This window comes from Pseudomonas sp. MF08831 (assembly GCF_059862645.1).
In genome coordinates this window covers 177,139-199,195 of record NZ_JCBCUX010000009.1, presented here as the reverse complement: position 1 = coordinate 199,195, position 22,057 = coordinate 177,139, and the positions used below count along the sequence as shown (strand labels likewise).

Here is a 22,057-nt window from a genome sequence, read left to right as displayed (position 1 = left end):
CGTCATAAAAACATCAAAAAGATGCTTCAGAATGCCGCGCCCGATCGGCCAGAGCGCGGCCGTTTCCTGCACGCATGGCGTGCATCATCGTCCGTCGATACGGTAAGTTGAGGTAGTCATGTCATCAGGCACTCCCCCAGGCAGCATGGGTGGGGATGAGCCGCGGGCGTTGACCGCCGCGCCTGCCTGCTGGCAACGGCTCAAGGTGTTGGTGGTTGACGACCATCCGGCCTACTGCCTGCTGATGAGCGGAATTCTCGACCGCCTCGGCCTGGGCCACAAAGCGTGCAGGGATGGGCGTGCCGCACTGGCTGCGATGGACGTGCAGCACTTTGATCTGATCCTGACCGACTGCCAGATGCCGCTCATGGACGGCTATGCCATGACGCGCGAAATCCGCCGCCGCGAACGTGAGGCGCTGTCGACGCGACTGCCCATCATCGGCCTGACCTCAAACCTGGGCCCTGGCGAAGTCCGCCTATGCCTGGAAGCCGGCATGGACGCGTGGCTGATCAAACCGCTGACTTTTTTGCAGCTGCACCACGTCCTGGTCTATTGGCTGGACCAAGCCCACGTGGGCGCATTCGAGCAGGGCACGAAGGCACAGGCATTGGTCGGGCAAAAAGGCTGGCCAACCCGTACGACGCTGGTGCAGATGTTTGGCCGCAGCGAAGTGGTGGACAGCATGCTTGGCAGCCTGATCCATGAAGCCCGCCAAGACCTGCGCGCGCTCTCGGGCGCGGTGGTGCGCCTCGATGGCGCCGACACCGTTCAACACCTGCACCGGTTGATTGGCAGCGTGGCCTTTCTGGGCGTCACCTCGCTGGAAAAACGCGGCCTGCAACTGATGACACGGGTAAGTGGCGACGGCGTAGCCACGCATGCGCGCGACTTGATCCGGTTGCGCCAGGACCTGATGCGTTACCTGGCGTACTTGTCGGCACTGTGAAGACGCAGGCTTTCATCTGGGGTGAAGGAAGATTTCGCCCTGAGCTGTAGCTCCTTTCTGACGGCCTGCTCTGTTTGTTTTGTAGGTATAAATCTCGGTAGCCAAGAATGCTGCACGGGCCGCCCTGGCTGCTTTTCTTGGCGGTTGTTGCCGGCCACATCCGGCGCTATTTTGCGTAGGTCAAGTTGCCATCATGGTGGGTCTCATGCTTCGCGTAATAATTGCTGACGATCATCCGATTGTGCGTATCGGCCAAAAAGTCGTGATCGAGGCCAGTGGAAAGTGCAAGGTGGTCGGCGAGGCCGATGGCCCCGATCAACTGCTGGCGGTGCTCGACAGCACGCCGTGTGACCTGCTGGTGACCGACTTTGCCATGCCGGGCAATCAGCAGGCTGATGGGTACGGCCTGTTGAGCCTGATGCAACGTCAATACCCGCGATTGCCTGTGATTCTGGTGACCATGTTCGCCAACATCGCCACGCTGCGCGCTTCCTTCGCACAAGGCGCGCGGGCCATCGTGGCCAAGAGTGCCTCGGCCAGGGAGTTGCCCCAGGCCATCAAGGCGGTGAGCGAAGGCCATACCTTTGTCAGCGAAAGCCTGCGGGTGCAGTTGGTGGAAGCTGGCCCCGGCGACCAGCAAGCCGTACCGCAGTTGTCCGGCAAAGAACGCGAGGTGGTGCGCATGCTCGCCAGCGGTATGACCGTCAGCCAGATTGCCGCCCGGGTCAATCGCAGCATCTCGACCATCAGCAAACAAAAAAGCACGGCCATGAGCCGGTTGTGCATCTCCACCGACGTGGATTTGTTCGCCTATGCCCGCAGCAGTGGCATGGTGCCGTAAGCGTGGTCATTTGCGCGGCGAATGTCGGTAGCCTTACCGGCGCTGGCGGCTTATCGTGCGCCTACCTTTTCGACGCCTGCGGAGCCTGCCCATGAGTGATGCCCACAACGCCCTGATCACCGAGTTCTACAGTGCCTTCCAGCGCCTGGATGCCGAAGCCATGGCCGCCTGCTACACCGACGATGTGGTGTTCAGCGACCCCGCGTTCGGCGAACTGCGCGGGCGTGACGCAGGTGACATGTGGCGCATGCTCACCACCCGCGCGAAGAATTTTTCCCTGACCTTCGACCATGTGCGCAGCGATGAAACCACCGGCAGCGCGCATTGGGTGGCGACGTACCTGTTCAGCGCCACCGGCAACACGGTAGTCAACGATATTGGCGCGCGGTTTGTGTTTCGCGATGGCAGGATCTGCGAGCACCACGATCACTTCGACCTGTGGCGCTGGTCGCGCCAGGCACTGGGCCTCAAGGGGTTGTTGCTGGGTTGGTCGCCTGCGTTGAAAAACGCCGTGCGCGCCCAGGCGCTTAAAGGCCTCAAGGCATTTCAGGCCGGTCGTTGATAAGATTGGCGCTCCTCTGGTTTGCCGAAACGACCTGTGACTGATCTTCCTGAACCCAAACCCTGGTTTGTCTACCTGGTGCGCGCCGCCAATGGCTCGCTGTATTGCGGCATCAGCAATGACCCGGTGCGCCGCTTTGCTTCTCACCAAAGCGGCAAGGGCGCGCGGTTCTTTTTGTCCAGCCCCGCGGTGGCTTTGGTGTACACCGAGCAATGCGCGAGCAAGGGCGAGGCGCTGCGCCAGGAGCGGCTGATCAAAAAGCTCAAAAAGAGTGCCAAGGAGTGCCTGGCGGCGAGCGGTTCATTGATTTGACTGATGGGTTCCCATCGTCCGCACGTGGGGTGTTGCAGGCTAAGCTAGCGGCTCACTTACTTGAGCGGAGCCTGGCATGTTTGAGTTGATCCTGCACCACTACCCGCAATCCCCCTTTGCTGAAAAAGCCCGCCTGATGCTGGGCTTCAAGGGCTTGTCCTGGCGCTCGGTGTTTATCTCGCCGGTGATGCCCAAGCCTGACCTCACGGCCCTCACCGGCGGTTATCGCAAGACGCCGGTGCTGCAAGTCGGCGCCGATATCTACTGCGACACTGCCTTGATCGCCCACCGCCTGGAGCAGGAAAAGTCCGCGCCGGCGCTGTTTCCCCAAGGCCTGGAGCTGGTCACGCAAAGCTTCGCCGCGTGGGCCGATTCGTTGGTGTTCTCGCATGCCGTTGCGCTGGTGTTCCAGCCCGAATCCCTGGCCGTCAAGTTCGCCAAGGTACCGCCGCAGATGCTTGACGTGCTGGTGGCGGACCGCGCAAAACTGTTCAGCGGCGGCACTGCGACCCGCGTGCAATTGGATCGGGCCAAGCACCAATGGCCGACGATTATCAGCCGCATCGATCAGCAATTGCAGCACCAGGCAGGGGATTTCCTGTTCGGCGAGCCGTCGATTGCAGACTTTGCCCTGGCGCATCCGTTGTGGTTCCTCAAGGGCTCCACGGTGACGGCGCCGCTGGTGGATGCCTATCCCGCCGTCGCTGCCTGGCTGGACCGTGTACTGAGCTTTGGCCATGGCACCGCCAGCGAGATGAGCGCCGAACAGGCCTTGGACGTGGCGCGTAACGCGACGCCTGCGGCCTTGCCGGATGAACTGTTCGAGGACTTGAACGGCTTCAAGCCTGGCCAGCAGGTGACCATTTGCGCCACCGATTACGGCACCGACCTGGTGGCCGGCGAGTTGCTGTTCGCCGGGCGTGAGGAATTGATCCTGCGGCGTACCGACGAACGCGGCGGCACCGTGCATGTGCATTTCCCACGGTTGGGTTTTCGCATTCAGGCGCAGTAAATCAAATTATTTTCAAAACAACGTGAGGTAAATCCACCGCCCATCCGTGTAGTGCTTGAAACTGCGATCTATTCGCATTAACAGCGTTTTCTACACGGGTTCTCAGAGCATGAAATCGACGGCGGGCGGTTGGGTAAAACAGTGGCTGGGAGCCTCGGTACTGGCGGTGTCGGGGCTGGCGTTGCTGCCCCTGGCCGTTGCGCAGGCGCAGGAGCAGCAAAGCGCCCAGTTCAATTTTGCGCTGGCAGCCAAGCCGCTGCCTCAGGCCCTGAGTGATTTCAGCCGCGTCACCGGGATCAGCGTGATCTATACCGATGAAGCACCCTACGGTCTCAGCGCCCCTGCCGTCAGCGGGCAGATGAGCGCGACCCAGGCCCTGCAACGCCTGCTCGGCCACTCAGGCTTTACCTTCCGCCAGATCGACGCCCGCACCTTGGCCCTTGAACCTGTGCCCACCGACGGCGCGGTCAACCTCGGCGCCACCACCATCAGCGGCGCCGGCCAGGCCCAGGACAGCACCAGTTACCAGCCGCCACCCACCAGTTCGGTGATGCGCTCCCATGGCCTGTTGCTGGAAACCCCGCAAACCGTCAACGTGGTGCCCGCCCAGGTGCTGCGCGACCAGACCCCGCGTAACCTGGACGACGCTCTGGCCAATATCAGCGGCATCACCCAGGCCAACACCTTGGCCAGTACCCAGGACGCGGTGATGCTGCGCGGGTTTGGCGATAACCGTAATGGCTCGATCATGCAAGACGGCATGCCCGTGGTGCAGGGGCGTGCGCTGAACTCCACCGCTGAGCGCGTTGAAGTGCTCAAGGGGCCATCTTCATTGTTGTACGGTATTCAGGACCCGGGCGGCGTGGTCAATATCGTCAGCAAAAAGCCGGAACTGACCCAATCCACCTCCCTGACCGCCCGTGGCTCGACCTTCGGCGATGGCAAGAACGGCAGTGGCGGTAACCTCGATACCACCGGCCCGATTGGCGACAGTGGCCTGGCGTACCGACTGATCGTCGACCATGAAGACGAAGATTACTGGCGCAATTTCGGCACCCACCGCGAGACGCTGGTGGCACCGTCCCTGGCCTGGTACGGCGACACCACCAAAGTGGTCTTTGCCTACGAGCACCGCGAATTCCTCTCGCCGTTCGACCGGGGCACCGCCATCGACCCCAAGACCAATCACCCGCTGAACATCCCCACGACCCGTCGCCTGGATGAGCCGTTCAACAACATGGAAGGCCGCTCCGACCTGTACCGCCTGGAAGTCGACCACGACTTGAACGACGACTGGAAGGCGCACTTCGGCTACAGCTGGAACCGCGAGACCTATGATGCCAGCCAGGTGCGCACGGTTTCGGTCAATCCCAATGGCACCCTGACCCGCAGCATGGACGGCACACGGGGTGCGCTGACCACCGATCGCTTCGCCACGATGAGCCTGGAAGGCAGCGTCAACGTCGGTGGCATGCAGCATGACCTGGTGTTCGGCCTGGACGATGAGTACCGCAAGATCTACCGCGCCGACTTGATCCGCCAGGCGCAACGCAGCGCCTTCAGCTACCTCGATCCGGTCTACGGCAAGGACGTGCAAGGCACCACCGTCAGTGCCAAGGACAGCGCTCAGACGGACCTGCTGCGCAGCGACTCACTATTTTTCCAGGACGCCATTCACCTGACCGATCAGTGGATCCTGGTGGGCGGTGTGCGCTATCAGATGTACGACCAGTACGCCGGCAAGGGTGTGCCGTTCACGGCCAACACCAACGGCAATGGCCAGGCGTGGGTGCCGCGCGCCGGCCTGGTGTACCGCTACACGGATGAGTTGTCGTTCTACGGCAGCTACACCGAGTCGTTCAAACCCAACTCCACCATCGCCGCCTTGGCTGACGGCAGCACGTTGACCGGCGACCTCACGCCTGAGGAATCCAAGTCGTGGGAATTGGGGGCCAAGCTCGACATCCCAGGGCGTATCACCGCCAGCGCGGCGTTGTTCAATATCGATAAACGCAACGTGCTGGTCTCGGTGGGATCAGGGGCCAACACCGTTTACAGCATTGCCGGGCAAGTGCGCTCCCGTGGCCTGGAACTGGACGCCACCGGCCAGTTGACCGACCAATGGAGCGTGATCGGCAGCTACGCCTACACCGATGCACTCGACACCAAGGACAAAGACCCGACGCTTGAGGGCAACCGCCTGCAAAACGTGGCCAAGCACACGGGCTCGCTGTCGGCGGTCTACGATTTCGGCACTATTTTTGGTGGTGATCAGCTGCGGATGGGCGCAGGTGCCCGCTATGTCGGCGAGCGCGCAGGCGATGCCGCCAACGATTTCAACCTGCCGGGCTACACCGTTGCCGACGCGTTTGCCACCTACGACACCAAGATCGAAGGCCAGAAGGTCAAGTTCCAGCTCAATGTGAAGAACCTGTTCGACCGCACGTACTACACCTCGGCCGCGAGCCGGGTGTTTGTGTCGCTCGGCGATGCGCGGCAGGTGTCGGTGTCCAGCACGCTTCAGTTTTAACGTGCCTGGTGGGCATTCAGTCGCGGGCGGGCTGCTGTGGCGAGCGGGCTTGCCCCGCGTAGGGCTGCGAAGCAGCCCCAAAACCAAGCACTGCGGTGGGCCAGGAAATACGCGGTGGCCTTGCCAGGGGCCGCTTCGCAGCCCAGCGCGGGGCAAGCCCGCTCGCCACAACAAACCCGGTGGCCACAACAAACCCGGTGGCCACAACAAGCCCGCTCGCCACAACAAGCCCGGTGGCCGCAACAAGCCCACTGGCCACGACAGCCCCGCTCGCCACAACGGCATTGAGCTGGTAGCGTTGCCGCCACTGAAGACTTCGCGGGAAAACGCTACTGATGCACTTGGGCAGATGGATACACACCAGCGCAATGCTGGTTGGCTTGAGCTTCTTGCTGGGCGGCTGCGCGAGCGTTTCGCAGACCTCCACCCAGGCGACCCTGAACCAGCTGCTGGCCGACCCGGCGCTGCACGGCGCCACGGTTTCACTGACGGTGCGTGACGCGCGCAGTGGCGCCACGCTTTATCAGCACAACCCGCGCACGCGTCTGGTCCCCGCGTCCAATCTCAAGCTGCTGACCACGGCGGCGGCGATGGACGTGCTGGGCCCGCAATACCGGTTTTCCACGCAACTGCTGAGCAACGGCATACGCCAGGGCGATCGCCTGACTGGCAATCTGTACCTGCGTGGCCTCGGCGACCCGACGATCCAATTCGCCGACTACCAGGCCCTGGCCGCGCAGTTGGCCAGCCAGGGCGTGCGTCAGGTCCAGGGCGATCTGGTGTTTGACGACACCTGGTTTGACGCCGAGCGGCTCGGTGTCGATTGGTCCCACGATGATGAGACCACCTACTATGGCGCGCAGATTTCGGCGCTGACCGTGTCACCCAATGCGGATTTTGATGCGGGCAGCGTGCTGGTCACGGCCAAGGCGCCGGCGCGTGTCGGCCAACCGGTGAGTGTCGAGATCTTTCCGCCCACCGACTACCTGCAATTGAGCAACCGCGCCGTCAGTGGGCCGGGCAATACGTATGGCATCAACCGCCGCCATGGCACCAATCTTCTGCAGCTCAGCGGCGCGGTGGCGCCGGGCAGGCAGAGCCCGCAGCTGGTCAGTGTCTGGGAGCCGACGCAACTGGTGGCCAACCTGTTTGAACACGCATTGGCGCAGCAGGGCATCACGGTGCTCGGGCGGCGGGTGATGGGCGGCGCAAGCCCGGTTGCGGCGACCGTGCTGGCCGAGCATCAATCGGCGCCGTTACAGGAATTGATCACGCCGCTGCTCAAACTCTCGAACAACAACATGTCCGAAGCCTTGCTCAAGGCCATGGGCCGTCAGACCGCCAATAGCGGCACGGCGGCGGCGGGTGTGGTGGCCGTCGCCGGTTTCCTCAAGCGCCAGGGCCTTGACACCACGGCGCTGCGCCAGGTCGACGGCTCCGGGCTGTCACGGCAGAACCTGGTGTCGTCGCAAACCCTCACCGACCTGCTGCTGGCCGCGCGCAAGCAGCCGTGGTTCAACGCCTGGTACAACGCGCTGCCGATTGCCGGCAACACTGACCGCATGACCGGCGGCAGCCTGAGCTATCGCCTGCGCGGCACGCCGGCTGAAAACAACCTGCATGCCAAAACCGGCTCCATGGGCGGCGTCTCGTCATTAAGCGGCTACCTCAACGACGCCCATGGGCGCACGTTGGTGTTCTCGATGCTGAGCAATAACTACGTGGTGGCCGGTGCGCAGGTCAAGGCGCTGGAGAACCGCGTGGCCGTGGCCCTGTCACGCTGGGACGATTGATTCAGGGCTGATAGCCCATCCGCCAACTCACGGCCCGGGTCGCCGCCAGCAAGCGCTGCGCCGCCGGGCCATCTTCATCGGCGTGGAACAGTGAGGTCGGGCCGACCACGGTCATCACGGCTGCCACCTGGCCGACCGCGTTGAACACCGGTGCCGACAACGCGTCGACGCCGGGCATCAGCAAACCGTGCACAAAGTGCAGGCCACGGCTGCGGATCTGCTCGCACGCGGTGGCGTAAGCCTGATCGTCCGCCAACGCATGGGCGATACCCGCCTGGATCTCGCGTTCGCGCAATTCCACGGTTTCCCGCGATGGCAGGTAAGCGCTGAACACCAGCCCGGTGGACGAGCTGAGCAGCGGCAACACCGAACCCAGCTGCGTCACCACCGTGATCGCGCGCACCGCCGGCTCGATGTGCACGACAGTCGCGCCCTGGTTGCCCCACACCGCCAGAAAGCAGGTTTCATTCAATTCATCGCGCAGTTCCGCCAGGGGCACGGCGCCGACTTTCAGCACATCCATGCTGCCCAGCGCGGCCAGCCCCACGCGCAACGCCTCGCGACCCAGGCCGTAATGGTTGGTGGCGGTGTTCTGTTCAGCAAAACCCGAGGCGATCAGCGCCTGTAAATAACGGTGAACCTTGCTCGCCGGCATCTGCACATGCTCGGCCAGGCGCGACAGCGACGTGGCCGGCGACAGTTCGGCGAGGGCCTTGAGAATATCGGTGCCCACTTCGGCCGAGCGGACTTTCTGTTTACCGGTGTCGCGGGGCTTTTCCATGGAGGAGCGAGAATCCGAGAGGGGGAATGGGCGTCTTTATAGCTTGACGGTCGACAGTGATCAAATTACGTTATGCGTAAATGGATTACGATAAAAACAACTTCCGCTCAGAGGATGCTCCATGAACCTCGAATACCAATCGGGCTTTGGCAATCAATTCGCCAGCGAAGCCCTGCCTGGCGCGCTGCCCGTCGGCCAGAACTCCCCGCAAAAAGCCCCGTACGGCCTGTACACCGAACTGTTCTCCGGCACAGCCTTTACCATGGCGCGCAGCGAAGCCCGCCGCACCTGGCTGTACCGCATTCAGCCGTCGGCCAATCACCCGGCGTTCGTCAAGCTTGAGCGGCAGTTGGCCGGTGGGCCGTTGGGCGCAGTGACGCCCAACCGCTTGCGCTGGAACCCTCTGGATATTCCGAGTGAGCCCACCGATTTCATCGACGGCCTGGTGGGCATGGTCGCCAACGCCGGGTCGCAGCAGCCGTCTGGCATCAGCATCTACACCTACCGCGCCAATCGCTCGATGGAGCGCGTGTTCTTCAACGCCGACGGCGAACTGTTGATCGTCCCCGAGCAGGGTCGCCTGCGCATCGCCACCGAATTGGGCATGCTGGACGTGGAGCCGTTGGAAATTGTCGTACTGCCGCGGGGCCTGAAATTTCGCGTCGAACTGCTGGACGCGCATGCACGCGGCTACATCGCGGAAAACCATGGCGCGCCGCTGCGCCTGCCCGACCTTGGCCCGATTGGCAGCAACGGCCTGGCCAACCCGCGTGACTTCCTCACACCAGTTGCCCACTACGAAGACCTCAAAAAGCCGACAGCGCTGGTGCAGAAATTTCTCGGCGAGCTGTGGGGCTGCGAACTCGATCACTCACCGCTCAACGTGGTCGCCTGGCACGGCAATAACGTGCCGTACAAATACGACCTGCGCCGTTTCAACACCATTGGTACCGTGAGCTTCGATCATCCGGACCCGTCGATTTTTACCGTATTGACCTCGCCCACCAGCGTGCACGGCCTGGCCAACCTCGACTTCGTCATCTTCCCGCCGCGCTGGATGGTGGCCGAGAACACCTTCCGGCCGCCGTGGTTCCACCGCAACCTGATGAACGAATACATGGGCCTGATCCAGGGCGCCTACGACGCCAAGGCCGAAGGCTTCCTGCCCGGCGGCGCCTCGCTGCACAGCTGCATGAGCGCGCACGGCCCGGACGGTGAAACCTGCACCAAGGCGATCAATGTCGAGCTGGCGCCGCACAAGATTGATAACACCATGGCCTTCATGTTCGAGACCAGCCAAGTGCTGCGCCCCACACAGTTCGCCCTGGAATGCCCGCAACTGCAACCCGCTTACGACGCGTGCTGGGCCTCACTGCCTGCCACCTTCAACCCGAACCGGAGATAACCCATGACTCAACCAACCCTAGCCCGCAGTTGGGTGGCCTCCGCCAACGGTCACCAGGACTTTCCCCTGCAGAACCTGCCGCTGGGCGTGTTCAGTATCAATGGCTCGGCACCGCGCAGCGGCGTGGCGATTGGCGACTGCATTCTCGACCTGCACGCGGCCCTGGATGAGTTTGACGGCGAAGCCCGCCGCGCGGTCGAGGCGACTGTCGGCGGCCAGTTGAATGCGTTCTTCGAGCTTGGCCGTGGCCCGCGTTTGGCCTTGCGCGAACGCCTGCTGGAGCTGCTTGCCGAAGGCAGCAAACTGCAAACCCGTGAGGCGCAGGTGCTGCACTTCGCCGCCGATTGCCAGATGCACTTGCCGGCAAAAATCAATGACTACACCGACTTTTACGTCGGCATCGAACACGCGCAGAACGTTGGCAAATTGTTCCGCCCCGACAACCCTCTGCTGCCCAACTACAAATACGTGCCGATCGGTTATCACGGCCGTGCCTCCACCATTCGCCCGTCGGGCACCGAGGTGCGTCGGCCTAAAGGCCAGACGCTGCCGGCCGGCCAAACCGAGCCAACGTTTGGTCCTTGCGCGCGCCTGGATTACGAACTGGAACTGGGCATCTGGATCGGCCAGGGCAATGCCATGGGCGACGCGATCGCGATTGGCGATGCGGCCGAGCACATCGCTGGTTTCTGCCTGCTCAATGACTGGTCGGCGCGCGATATCCAGGCCTGGGAATACCAGCCACTGGGGCCTTTCCTGTCGAAAAGTTTCATCACCAGCATTTCGCCCTGGGTGGTGACGGCCGAAGCCTTGGAGCCGTTCCGCAAAGCCCAACCGGCACGCCCCGAGGGCGATCCGCAACCGCTGCCGTACCTGCTGGATAAGCGTGACCAGGCCGCAGGCGGTTTCGACATCGAACTGGAAGTGCTGCTGACCACCGCCGCGATGCGCGAGCAAAACCTGCCGGCCCATCGTCTGACCCTGAGCAACACCCAGCACATGTACTGGACTGTGGCGCAAATGGTTGCGCACCACAGCGTCAACGGCTGCCAATTGCAGGCCGGTGATCTGTTTGGTTCGGGCACATTGTCTGGGCCGCAGCCGGGGCAGTTCGGCAGCCTGCTGGAGATTACCGAAGGCGGTAAAAAGCCGATTGAACTGGCCTCGGGCGAGGTCCGTAAGTTTCTCGAAGACGGCGACGAAATCATCCTGCGCGCGCGTTGCAGCCGCGAAGGGTTTGCCTCCATCGGGTTCGGCGAGTGCCGTGGCACCGTCGTCGCGGCGCGTTAAGAGGGCAGGGCGATGGAACTCTACACTTATTACCGCTCCACTTCGTCATACCGCGTGCGGATCGCCCTGGCGCTCAAGGGGCTGGACGTCACCGCGGTGCCGGTCAATTTGCTGGTGCCGCCGGGCGGTGCCAATCGCCAGCCGGACTACCTGGCGATCAACCCGCAGGGCCGCGTGCCGGCGTTGCGCACGGACGAAGGCGAACTGTTGATTCAGTCGCCGGCAATCATCGAGTACCTGGAGGAGCGTTATCCACAGGCGCCGCTGCTTTCCAAAGACCTGGCGACGCGCGCCCATGAGCGCGCAGTGGCGTCTATCATCGGCTGTGATATTCACCCGCTGCACAACTCCAGTACCCAGAACCTATTGCGCAAGTGGGGGCACGATGAAGCGCAATTGCTGGAGTGGATCGGGCATTGGATCAGCCAGGGCCTGGGCGCGGTGGAGCAGTTGATTGGGGATAAAGGGTTTTGTTTTGGCGAGCAGCCGGGGATGGCGGATGCATTTTTGATTCCGCAGTTGTATGCGGCGGAGCGCTTCAAAGTGCCGCTGGCGGCGTACCCACGCATTGCGCGCGTGGCGGCGTTGGCGGCGCAGCATCCGGCATTTGTGCAGGCGCACCCGGCTAACCAACCCGATACCCCGGACACACCCTAAATCAATGGGGGAGCGGGCTTGCCTGCGATAGCGCAGTGTCAGCCAGTGATGGCGCACATGACAGGCCGTCATCGCAGGCAAGCCAGCGCCCCCAGTTGATCAGCGTCACCCTTATAAAAATAATAGGTACCTTGCGATGCACAATCAGATTGCCAGCTTTCGTGCGGCACTCGACGCCCGTCCGGTGTCGCGCTATCAGTGGTTGATCCTCGTGTTGCTGGCGTTGCTGCTGGTCACCGATGGCTACGATGCCCAGGTACTGGGTTATGTGGTGCCGGCATTGGCCAAGGATTGGGGCCTGGAAAAAGCCGCGTTCGGCCCGGTGTTCAGCGCCAACCTGCTGGGCCTGACGCTCGGCTCGCTGCTGGTGACGCCATTGGCCGACCGCTTCGGCGTGCGCCGCATCCTGCTCGGCTGCGTGCTGATCTACGCCACTCTCACGGTGCTGATGGTGTTTGCCAATTCCCTGACCACGTTGATGGCCGCGCGGTTTATCTGCGGCATCGGCATGGGCGGCGCGATGCCGAGTGCCATGGCGCTGATGTCGGACTATTCGCCCCCGCGGATGCGCACCTTGATGGTGACGCTGGCCGCGTGTGGCTTTTCGTTTGGCGGCGCAGCCGGCGGTTTTGTCGCCGCCGGGTTTATCGAAGGCTACGGCTGGCAGGCGGTGTTCCTGGCGGGCGGCGTGACGCCGTTGCTGCTGTTTCCTTTCCTGATGTGGCTGTTGCCGGAATCCCTGCCGCGGCTGTTACGCGATGTACCGCCGTATGCGCGCTTGCGTACAGTCACCGCGCGCATGCTGCCGGGTTGGCAACCGCCGCTGGCGAGTGAAGCTGAAAACCTTCAGGAGCAGGGCAGCAAACTGACGGTGGTGGAGCTGTTTCGCAAGGGTTACGCGCGCCCGACCGTGCTGATCTGGGCAACCTTTTTCGTCAGCCTGATCCTGCTGTATTTCATGATCAGTTGGCTGCCGTCGTTGTTGCTGGAAAGCGGCCTGCCATTGAAGGAAGCCAATCTGGTGACCTCGATGTTCCTGTTTGCCGGCACCTTGGGTGCCATCGGCATGGCCTGGTTTGCCGATCGCTTGCAAAGCAAAGTGCGGCTGTTGTCCGGTGTGTTGGCCGCCGCTGCGGTGTGCACCATCCTGCTCGGCTTGAATCACGATAACCCGCGTTATCTGGTGGCCTGTGTGTTTGCGGCCGGGTTCTGCATCATCGGTGGGCAACTGACCCTCAATGCCTTCGCCAGCAATTTCTACCCGGCACATGTGCGCGCCACGGGCACCGGCTGGGCTTTGGGCGTGGGGCGATTCGGGTCAATCCTGGGACCGCTGTTTGGCAGCATGCTGTTGGCCATGCATATCCCGGTGCAGCAGATTTTCTTCTTCTGCGCGATTCCGGCGGTGATCGCAGCGCTGTTGATCATTCAGGTGCGTTCGCCTGGATCAGTTGCGGCGAAGGGGCCGTTCCACAGCGATATTCTCAAAGCACCGGCCAAGCACTGATGGTGTTGGCTGGGTAGATGTTGTGATGGCGTGTTGTGGCGAGCGGGCTTGCCCCGCGTTGGGCTGCAAAGCGGCCCCAAAAACCTGCCACCGCGGTTTGTCTGGAGAGATGCGGTGACTATTTTGATTGGGGATTGGGGATTGGGGCTGCTGCGCAGCCCAACGCGGGGCAAGCCCGCTCGCCACGACCAGCCATATAAGCCGCAATCACCAGTTCAATGCACCACTGAATTGGGCGGCAAGTGCCCCAGCCGCTCGGTCAGGCGCAGGCGCTGGATCGGGTCGTCGCTGAGCAACAACGCGTGCTCCAGGTCGAAGCGCTCGGCGCTGGGGCAATCCAGGCGCTGGTACAGGCTGGCCCGAGCCAGGTAATCGGCGGCGCTGGCGTTGCCCAATTCCAGCACGCGCTCGGCGTCGATCAAGGCAGCCAGCGGGTTGTCGTTGGAGAGGTGCAGTTGGCGCAGGTTGCGTGACAACCGTTGCAGGATCGAGCGCGGCTCGGCGGAGAGCAAGTGGTCGGCCTGTAACTTGAGGTTCGGGCCGTACTGGCGGTGCAGCAACTCACGGCAATCATTGGGGTACAGACGCCGCCCGCCGCAGGGGTCCAGCAGGTGATCGGCACCGGGCACGCGCAGCAGGAAATGCCCCGGAAAATTCACACCGACCATCGGAATGTCCAGGCGCCGGGCCATCTCCAGCGCAATCAGGCCCATCGCCAACGGCTGCCCGCGTTTACGTTGCAGCACCTTGTCGAGAAGGGCCGCGGCGGGGCGCAGTGGGGTGAAGTCATCCTGAGCGAAGCCCAGGTCATTCAGGCGCCGCAGCAGCGGCTGGCCGAGTTCATCCGACGGCAACAGGGGCATGCCCACGCTGACCTGTTGTTGCAGCAGGGTCAGCTCTTGCAGGATCAACAGCGGCTGTACGGCCGGGTCGTGTTCGGCAGCAATCCACAGCGCGGCTTCAAACAGCGCTGGGGGTGAACGGTCCAGGCAGGCGAAAAAGGCTGTGCGGGGATTCATTGCGTTCTCCGGCGGATGCCCCGTTTTAGCCTTGCTGTGAATTTTCGTCCAGTGATTAAGAAATATCCGGCCTGCTTATGTCGCGGGGTCTGTGAATTGGCTCGGCTTATTCCAGCGCACTTCGGCAGTTTCCTACCGTCAGCCTATACTTGGGCCTCTACCAGAAGTGATTCGGGAGCTTGACGATGTTTGCTCTCATGCACAGCACCCGCCTTGAATCGCTGCACCTGAGCGTCGATCCGGTGACCGGGCTGAAGGCGGTCATAGCCATTCACAACAGCCGCCTGGGCCCCGCTTTGGGCGGTTGTCGCTACCTTTCTTACCCCGACGATGAAAGTGCCGTGGCCGATGCCGCGCGCCTGGCTCAAGGCATGAGCTACAAGGCTGCCCTGGCCGGTTTGCCGGTGGGCGGCGGCACGGCGGTCATCATCCGCCCCGTACACGTGGAAAGCCGCGCAGCGCTGTTCGAAGCGTTTGGCCGTTGCATCGAAAAGCTCGACGGCCGCTTCATCACCTCCATCGACAGCGGCACCTCGGTGGCAGACATGGATTGCATCGCCCAGCACACCCGCTTCGTCACCAGCACCACTGCCGCGGGCGATCCGGCGCCGCATGCGGCCATGGGCGTGTTCACCGGCATCCGCGCTGCCGCCATGGCCCGGCTGGGCAGCGACAACCTTGAAGGTTTGCGCGTGGCCGTCCAGGGCCTGGGCAATGTGGGTTATGCACTGGCCGAGCAACTGCATGCGGCCGGCGCCGAACTGCTGGTCAGCGACATCGATAATGGCAAGGTGCAACTGGCCATGGAGCAGCTCGGCGCGCACCCCATCGCCAATGACGCCTTGCTGAGCACGCCCTGCGACATTCTTGCGCCTTGCGGCGTCGGCGCCGTGTTCAATCGACACAGTGTCGGCCAGTTACGCTGCGCCGCCGTGGCGGGTTCGGCCAGCGCGCAACTCACCACCCTGGACATCGCCGACCAGTTGGAAGGGCGCGGCATCCTTTACGCGCCGGACTATGTGATCAATTCCGGCGGCCTGATCTACGTCGCCCTTAAACATAGCGGCGCCGAGCTGCCGAGCATCACCGCGCACTTGGCGAACATCGGCACGCGCCTGACGGAAATCTTCGCCCACGCCCAAGCCGAAAAACGCTCGCCCGCCCGGGTGGCAGATGATCTGGCCGAACGCTTGCTCTACCCATAATCGGGCATTAAAAAGGCCCTGAATCAAGGATTCAGGGCCTGTTCAATTCGGGCTTTATTCCGCCGTTGGGTTCAGCAACTCGGACAATGCGTCCGGTTGGCTCTTGAACGCCTTGGCAAATACATCGCGATTCTTCGCCATGTAGATCCCGGCTTCTTCCACCTGCTGCTCGCTCAGGGACGGCACGGCTTTTTGCAACACTTCTGCCAGCAACTCAGCGAGTTCAAGCATTTTGTCATGACGGTCAGCTTCGGCTTTATCCATGAACAAACGCTCCAGATCTCGGCTGCTGCGGTATACCACTTCGACGGCCATTCACCACCTCACATGCCTTCACGATAGTTGTCTTTTGCGACTACTGTATTTATATACAGCGAAAAGGGTAAGCCAAACCACGGGGTTTGGGTAGCAGTTTTTTAATGTAGTCGGGAAATAGGCATTGAGCACTGCCGCGAGGCGCACGTAGTCGAGGCTGGCGCCTTACCTGTGACGACCTTGTGTCTCATATCACGCGGCCACCATCTCAACTTCTACTGTCTGGCCTTTTTTCTGCATGCAGAACAACCGTCACGTCCAAATCGCATTATCCGGTCGAGCCGACCTAAGGAAGCATTATCGTGAAAATCAACTGGGCCGAAAAACTGCGCCAGAACGTCCATGGGCTGGCTGAGTCGCTGGGTAATTTGTTTGTCGAGACATTCCACTACCTGGCGCTGTTCGCCATTGGTGCGGTGACCGCGTGGGCGGCGGTGATGGAATTTCTGGGGATGCTGGAAACCGGGCACATCAAGATCGATGACATTTTGCTGCTGTTCATCTACCTGGAATTGGGTGCGATGGTCGGGATTTATTTCAAGACCAACCACATGCCGGTGCGCTTCCTGATCTACGTGGCAATCACCGCGCTGACGCGTCTGCTGATCTCCAACGTCTCCCACCACAACCCGCCGGACATCGGCATCATCTACCTGTGCGGCGGGATTCTGCTGTTGGCGTTCTCGATCCTGGTGGTGCGCTACGCCTCGTCGGCATTTCCTTCGGTGAAAGTCGAAGGCCCGCGTCGCAAAGGCGAGGCGAGCCTGGAAACCGAGAAGGGCGAGCTTTAAAGCCCGACGCTGAAGGGCAGGGCGCGAGCGGGCGGTTGCTGCAGTAGTTTGTGGTCGCCGTCCGTCATCACCGTCAGAATCTCCATGGCGCTGTGGCCCTGCTCGATGGCGATGCCGAACTGAATGCTTTGCACCAGCCGTTTGAGCCGTTGCGGGTCGTTGCGCTGTTCGGCGCTGATCATGCGTTTGGCGACCACGCCATCTTCGTTCGAGAGGGTGAGCATGATGCTGCCATCCAGCCGTTGGATGCTCAGGTTGACGCGGTATTTGGGCGTAAAGGTGTCGGTGATGATCTGAAAAGGATTGTCCATGGTGCGTTACCGCCTGATAAGAACATGCAGTCATTGACGACCGGTGTCTGGATTAGTTCGCGTTGCCTGACCACCGGCCACTCCGTCGCTGAGGTTTTCACAAGGTCCGTTTTCCTCAAGAGCTGTACAGCAAGGGCCGTGCCGTATAGCGCCCAGAGCCAGTGAAATCTCAATGTGGGAGCGGGCTTGCTCGCGAATGCGGTCCTCCCGCCAAGTATCTATTGGCTGATACACCGCATTCGCGAGCAAGCCCGCTCCCACATTTGTTTTGCGTGGTTCTTGAGGTCAGTGCTTTGTTTCAGGGCAACACAGAGAAAACGATCGCAGACAGCGCAATCAGCCCGATCACCACTACAAACACATTCGACACTTGGCCCGAATACTGGCGCAGAGCAGGCACGCGGCGGATCGCATACATCGGCATCAGGAACAGCAGGCACGCGATGATTGGCCCGCCCAGGGTTTCGATCATGCCCAAAATGCTCGGGTTGAACGTGGCCACGGCCCAGCAGGTGAGCACCATGAACAGCGCGGTGCAGCGTTCCAGCCCTTTGGACGACAGCGTACGGTTACGCCCGCGCAGGGATTTGACGATCAAGCCCTGGAAGCCTTCGCTGGCACCGATGTAATGGCCGAGGAATGATTTGGTGATCGCCACCAGCGCGATCAACGGCGCGGCGTAGGCGATCACCGGCGTCTGGAAATGGTTTGCCAGGTACGACAGGATCGAGATGTTCTGCGCTTTGGCAGCCGCCAGGTCAGCGGGCGACAAGGCCAGCACGCAACTGAAGCAGAAAAACATTACGGTCAGCACCATCATGCCGTGCGCAGTGGCGAGGATGCCGCTGCTCTTGCGCTCGGCCTGGGCGCCGTACACACGTTTCTGGTCGACAGCGAAGGCGGAAATGATCGGCGAATGGTTGAAAGAAAATACCATCACCGGGATCGCCAGCCATAGGGTCTTGAAAAATATCGGCAGCGGCATGCCTTCGCTGGCGGAGGCGAAGAATGCGCCGTTCCAGTTGGGGATCAGGCTCACGGCCAGCAACAGCAGGGCAGCGACGAAGGGGTACACCAGCACGCTCATGGCTTTGACGATCACGCCTTGGCCGCAGCGCACAATGGCCATCAGGCCGAGGATCAGCACCAGCGAGAGGATCGCCCGAGGCGGCGGGGCCATGTGCAGCTGGTGCTCCATGAAGCTGCTCAGGGTGTTGGTCAGCGCCACGCTGTACACCAGCAAAATCGGGAAGATGGCGAAGAAGTACAGCAAGGTGATCAGCTTGCCGGCGCCGACGCCGAAGTGTTCCTCGACTACGTCGGTGATGTCGCCGGATTTGCCTGACAGCACAAAGCGCGTCAGCCCACGGTGAGCGAAGAAGGTCATCGGGAAAGCCAGCAGCGCCAGCACGATCAGCGGCCAGAAGCCGCCGACGCCAGCATTGATCGGCAGAAACAAGGTGCCCGCGCCGATGGCGGTGCCGTAGAGACCCAGCATCCAGGTGGTGTCGTGTTTGGTCCAGCCTTTGGTAACGGTGGTCTCTATTGCGACAGCGGGATTTTCAGCAGCAGGTGTACGTACATCGGTCATCGATATTGCCTCGTTATTATTTTTGCGCGGGCTCACGTTTAGGACGGGTTGCAGTGCTCCGATCAGCACTCCACCCAGCTGACCGCCAGGCCGCCCCGTGAAGTTTCTTTGTATTTGTCATGCATGTCGGCGCCGGTGTCGCGCATGGTGCGGATCACCCGGTCGAGGGAAATGAAGTGTTTGCCGTCACCGCGCAGGGCCATTTGCGTGGCATTGATTGCCTTGACCGCGGCGATGGCGTTGCGCTCGATGCACGGCACTTGCACCAGCCCGCCGACCGGGTCGCAGGTCAGGCCGAGGTTGTGTTCCAGGCCGATTTCGGCGGCGTTTTCCAGCTGCTCCGGGGTGGCGCCGAGGATATCGGCCAAACCTGCAGCGGCCATCGCGCAGGCGGAACCCACTTCGCCCTGGCAGCCGACTTCGGCGCCGGAGATCGAAGCGTTTTTCTTGCAGAGGATGCCGACGGCGGCGGCAGCCAGGAAGAAATTGACTACATCGTCATCAGACGCGTCGGCGTTGAACTTCATGTAGTAATGCAGCACCGCCGGGATGATCCCCGCCGCGCCATTGGTTGGCGCAGTGACCATGCGCCCGCCAGCGGCGTTTTCTTCGTTGACGGCGAGGGCAAACAGGTTGACCCATTCCATCGCCGACAATGTTGAAGTGATGACATTCGGCTTGCCGATTTCCAACAGGCTGCGGTGCAATTTCGCCGCGCGGCGTGGCACGTCCAGGCCACCCGGCAAGATGCCCTCATCGCGCAGGCCTTGCTCCACGCATTCGCGCATGACTGACCAGATGTGCAGCAGGCCGCTGCGGATGTCCTCATCGCTGCGCCACGCGCGTTCGTTGGCCATCATCAGTTCGGAAACCCGCAGACCGTGCTTGTTGCACAAGGCCAGCAGTTCGACGGCGCTGGAAAAGTCGTAGGGCAATTCAACATCGCTGGTCGGCGCAATGCCGGAAGCGGCTTCGGCCGCTTCGATGATGAAACCACCGCCCACCGAGTAATAGGTCTGTTCGCTCAGTAGGCCGTTGTCGCCATAGGCGTGCAGGGACATGGCGTTGGGGTGGTAGGGCAGGCTTTCTTCCAGCAGCAGCAGGTCGGTGTGCCAGTTGAAGGCGATGGCCTGCTTACCTGCGAGCAGCAGTTGGCCGGTTTCGCGCAATTGCTGGATACGTGCATTGATCGAGGTGGGATCGACTTTGTCTGGCCATTCGCCCATCAGCCCCATCACGCAGGCGCGGTCGGTGGCGTGGCCGACACCGGTGGCAGACAGCGAACCGTACAGGCGCACCTCGACACGGCGTGTTTGGCTCAACAATTGTTGGTCGGTGAGGGCCTGGGCAAAGGTCGCCGCCGCCCGCATCGGGCCGACGGTATGGGAGCTGGAGGGGCCGATGCCCACCTTGAATAGATCGAAAACGCTGATAGCCATGCTAAAGCCTTACAAGCAATGGAGTAGGAATCGCTGCCATGTTTTGTAGGACGAGCGGAATTGGCGCGATACTGAGCCTCTGGAACGGCACTGACCAACGAATTATCCTAAGACACCCTTTAGCAGGACTAAACCCTATGACCCGGCCCCTTCATGGCCAGACGTATGTCTGGTTGCACGTTTTTTCCTGTGCGGCGCGGCATTTGTCGTTCACCCGATGCGCCGAAGAACTGCACATCACACCGGGGGCGGTGAGCCAACAGATCCGCCAGTTGGAAGAGCGTTTGGGGTTTCGTCTGTTTCACCGACGCGCGCGCGGCGTAGAGCTGAGCGCCGAGGGGCAGCGGCTGGCGGCGACGGTGGGCGAGGCCTACGGCAGCATTGATGCCGAGTTGCAGCGGTTGGACGCGGGAATGATCAGCGGCACCTTGCGCTTGCGGTCCATCCCGTCGTTTCTCGGTAAGTGGCTGACCCCGCGTTTGCCGCGTCTGCAGCAACGGTTTCCGGATATTCAACTGCGCATGGTCGCGGAAGACAGCAGCGTCGCCCTGCATGAGGGCGATTTCGACTTGGCCATCGACTTGAACGACGGCAGCTATCCCGGGCTGTTATCCACAGCCTTGCTCGATGAGCAGATTTTCCCGGTGTGCGCACCCAGCTTGCTGCGTGGGCGTCCGCCACTGCATGGCCCGGCCGACCTGGTGCATTTTCCGCTGTTGCACGACATCACCGCCTGGCGTGGGAGTTATGAATACGCTGAGTGGGAGTTTTACTTGAATGCCATCGGTTACCACCACGCCGATGTACGGCGTGGGCACACGTTCAACCGCAATCACCTGACCATCGAGGCCGCCATTGCCGGCATGGGCGTGGCGATTGCACGGCGAACCTTGCTCAATGACGAACTGGAGCGTGGCACTTTGATCGTACCGTTCGGCCTCGCGGTGCCGAACCACAAACGCTACGTGCTGCTGTATGCGCCGGGCGCGCTGAGCCATCCGGGCGTACGCGCGGTGCATGACTGGCTGGTGGAGGAAGCGGGGATTTTTCGCGGATTGCACCCGTTGGGAGAGGGGCAATTATAAGGTTGGCTAAGCGTAAGAAGATGTAACTAACTCCCCACCCTAACAGCGTTTTTGCTCGTCGTCAGGCTTAATTCGTAATATGGAATTTATCTTTGCAAAGGGGTTGAATTGTTCTTCTGAGTGCTCAATTGTGTAAACAAGAGGTCATGGTTTCACCACCCCGGTGTTGCAGTTTGTGACCTCCTGCGAGCTAGCTGAAATAAGGGAAGAACTATGCAAATCCAAGTCAATAGCGATAACCATATTGAAAGCAGCATCCGACTGGAGGAGTGGGTACGTACTACCATTGAGAGCACGCTCGAACGTTACGAAGAAGACCTGACCCGCGTCGAGGTCTACCTGAAAGACGAAAATGGCGACAAGCCTGGTCCCCACGATTTGAGTTGCCGCCTGGAAGCACGGCCAAAGGGCCATCAACCACTGTCGGTATTGCACAAGGCCGACACCCTGGAACAGGCAATTGATGGCGCAGCCACCAAGCTTGAGCATGCGCTGGAGCATCTGTACGGAAAGTTACGCGGCAAACCACGCGCCGCTGGGCAAGCTCTGCCTGATACCAAGGCCGATGAGGCCGAACTCGAAGAGGAATTTCTGGAAAACGAACAGGCTGCGCTTAACGGCTGATAGCTGAGTGTTTTTTCAATCCAATCAAACGGGCCTGC

Annotated in this window: 21 protein-coding genes; 15 read left to right on the top strand and 6 right to left on the bottom strand. The window is 61.6% G+C overall.

Annotated features, from left to right (window positions below; genetic code table 11):
* Positions 1-118 precede the first annotated feature (118 nt).
* From AC19YS_RS20000 to dacB, 7 genes are all read left to right on the top strand, one after another.
* Entirely contained in the window at positions 119-949 is an 831-nt protein-coding gene (locus AC19YS_RS20000; RefSeq protein ID WP_500602478.1) for a response regulator, read from the top strand.
* 205 nt (positions 950-1,154) lie between these two features.
* Positions 1,155-1,790: a response regulator gene (locus AC19YS_RS19995; RefSeq protein WP_106579504.1), complete on the top strand. Its 636-nt coding sequence runs from the start codon at positions 1,155-1,157 to the stop codon at positions 1,788-1,790.
* 91 nt (positions 1,791-1,881) lie between these two features.
* Entirely contained in the window at positions 1,882-2,352 is a 471-nt protein-coding gene (locus tag AC19YS_RS19990; protein WP_106579503.1) for a nuclear transport factor 2 family protein, read from the top strand.
* A gap of 36 nt (positions 2,353-2,388) precedes the next feature.
* Positions 2,389-2,664 carry a GIY-YIG nuclease family protein gene (locus AC19YS_RS19985; protein ID WP_025855645.1) on the top strand — a complete coding sequence of 92 codons (276 nt, stop codon included), beginning with the start codon at positions 2,389-2,391 and terminating at the stop codon, positions 2,662-2,664.
* A gap of 76 nt (positions 2,665-2,740) precedes the next feature.
* On the top strand, positions 2,741-3,676 hold the full coding sequence (locus AC19YS_RS19980) for a glutathione S-transferase family protein (RefSeq protein ID WP_500602477.1): 936 nt from the start codon (positions 2,741-2,743) through the stop codon (positions 3,674-3,676).
* 109 nt (positions 3,677-3,785) lie between these two features.
* A complete protein-coding gene (locus AC19YS_RS19975; protein WP_500602476.1) occupies positions 3,786-6,206 on the top strand; it encodes a TonB-dependent siderophore receptor in 2,421 nt (806 codons plus the stop codon).
* A 335-nt stretch (positions 6,207-6,541) separates the two neighbouring features.
* Positions 6,542-7,999: a D-alanyl-D-alanine carboxypeptidase/D-alanyl-D-alanine endopeptidase gene (gene dacB, locus AC19YS_RS19970; protein ID WP_367241247.1), complete on the top strand. Its 1,458-nt coding sequence runs from the start codon at positions 6,542-6,544 to the stop codon at positions 7,997-7,999.
* A gap of 1 nt (position 8,000) precedes the next feature.
* Here the strand turns inward: dacB and AC19YS_RS19965 are convergent, their stop codons facing one another.
* Positions 8,001-8,780, bottom strand: coding sequence for an IclR family transcriptional regulator (locus AC19YS_RS19965; protein WP_500602475.1), 780 nt, complete (start codon positions 8,778-8,780; stop codon positions 8,001-8,003).
* 121 nt (positions 8,781-8,901) lie between these two features.
* Here AC19YS_RS19965 and hmgA point away from each other — a divergent pair, with 121 nt between their 5' ends.
* The 4 genes from hmgA (at position 8,902) to AC19YS_RS19945 (ending at position 13,639) form a co-directional block, all read left to right on the top strand.
* The gene (gene hmgA, locus AC19YS_RS19960; protein ID WP_500602474.1) at positions 8,902-10,185 is read left to right on the top strand and encodes a homogentisate 1,2-dioxygenase; all 1,284 of its coding nucleotides are present in this window, start codon (positions 8,902-8,904) and stop codon (positions 10,183-10,185) included.
* 3 nt (positions 10,186-10,188) lie between these two features.
* The gene (fahA, locus tag AC19YS_RS19955) at positions 10,189-11,475 is read left to right on the top strand and encodes a fumarylacetoacetase (protein WP_169368278.1); all 1,287 of its coding nucleotides are present in this window, start codon (positions 10,189-10,191) and stop codon (positions 11,473-11,475) included.
* 12 nt (positions 11,476-11,487) lie between these two features.
* Positions 11,488-12,132, top strand: a complete 645-nt coding sequence (gene maiA / locus AC19YS_RS19950; RefSeq protein ID WP_169368279.1) for a maleylacetoacetate isomerase — start codon at positions 11,488-11,490, stop codon at positions 12,130-12,132.
* A 136-nt stretch (positions 12,133-12,268) separates the two neighbouring features.
* Entirely contained in the window at positions 12,269-13,639 is a 1,371-nt protein-coding gene (locus tag AC19YS_RS19945; RefSeq protein ID WP_500602473.1) for an MFS transporter, read from the top strand.
* 215 nt (positions 13,640-13,854) lie between these two features.
* On the opposite strand, the gene AC19YS_RS19940 is transcribed toward AC19YS_RS19945, so the two are convergent.
* A complete protein-coding gene (locus AC19YS_RS19940) occupies positions 13,855-14,658 on the bottom strand; it encodes a SirB1 family protein (RefSeq protein WP_500602472.1) in 804 nt (267 codons plus the stop codon).
* A 185-nt stretch (positions 14,659-14,843) separates the two neighbouring features.
* Here AC19YS_RS19940 and AC19YS_RS19935 point away from each other — a divergent pair, with 185 nt between their 5' ends.
* Positions 14,844-15,863: a Glu/Leu/Phe/Val dehydrogenase family protein gene (locus tag AC19YS_RS19935; RefSeq protein ID WP_200624550.1), complete on the top strand. Its 1,020-nt coding sequence runs from the start codon at positions 14,844-14,846 to the stop codon at positions 15,861-15,863.
* Positions 15,864-15,917: 54 nt separating this feature from the next.
* Here the strand turns inward: AC19YS_RS19935 and AC19YS_RS19930 are convergent, their stop codons facing one another.
* The gene (locus AC19YS_RS19930) at positions 15,918-16,178 is read right to left on the bottom strand and encodes a YebG family protein (protein ID WP_016974596.1); all 261 of its coding nucleotides are present in this window, start codon (positions 16,176-16,178) and stop codon (positions 15,918-15,920) included.
* A 302-nt stretch (positions 16,179-16,480) separates the two neighbouring features.
* On the opposite strand from AC19YS_RS19930, the gene AC19YS_RS19925 reads away from it, so the two are divergent.
* Positions 16,481-16,969, top strand: coding sequence for a phosphate-starvation-inducible protein PsiE (locus AC19YS_RS19925; protein WP_106579492.1), 489 nt, complete (start codon positions 16,481-16,483; stop codon positions 16,967-16,969).
* On the opposite strand, the gene AC19YS_RS19920 is transcribed toward AC19YS_RS19925, so the two are convergent.
* The 3 genes from AC19YS_RS19920 to AC19YS_RS19910 form a co-directional block, all read right to left on the bottom strand.
* Entirely contained in the window at positions 16,966-17,280 is a 315-nt protein-coding gene (locus AC19YS_RS19920; protein WP_106579491.1) for a DUF3509 domain-containing protein, read from the bottom strand. The genes AC19YS_RS19925 and AC19YS_RS19920 overlap by 4 nt on opposite strands.
* 298 nt (positions 17,281-17,578) lie before the next feature.
* Complete coding sequence (locus tag AC19YS_RS19915; protein ID WP_119738494.1) at positions 17,579-18,871, bottom strand: serine/threonine transporter; 1,293 nt, start codon at positions 18,869-18,871, stop codon at positions 17,579-17,581.
* Between the two features lie 62 nt (positions 18,872-18,933).
* Positions 18,934-20,310, bottom strand: a complete 1,377-nt coding sequence (locus AC19YS_RS19910; RefSeq protein ID WP_119738496.1) for an L-serine ammonia-lyase — start codon at positions 20,308-20,310, stop codon at positions 18,934-18,936.
* Positions 20,311-20,447: 137 nt separating this feature from the next.
* Here AC19YS_RS19910 and AC19YS_RS19905 point away from each other — a divergent pair, with 137 nt between their 5' ends.
* Entirely contained in the window at positions 20,448-21,395 is a 948-nt protein-coding gene (locus AC19YS_RS19905; protein WP_179678153.1) for a LysR substrate-binding domain-containing protein, read from the top strand.
* A gap of 213 nt (positions 21,396-21,608) precedes the next feature.
* Entirely contained in the window at positions 21,609-22,019 is a 411-nt protein-coding gene (locus AC19YS_RS19900) for an HPF/RaiA family ribosome-associated protein (RefSeq protein WP_106579487.1), read from the top strand.
* Positions 22,020-22,057 lie beyond the last annotated feature (38 nt).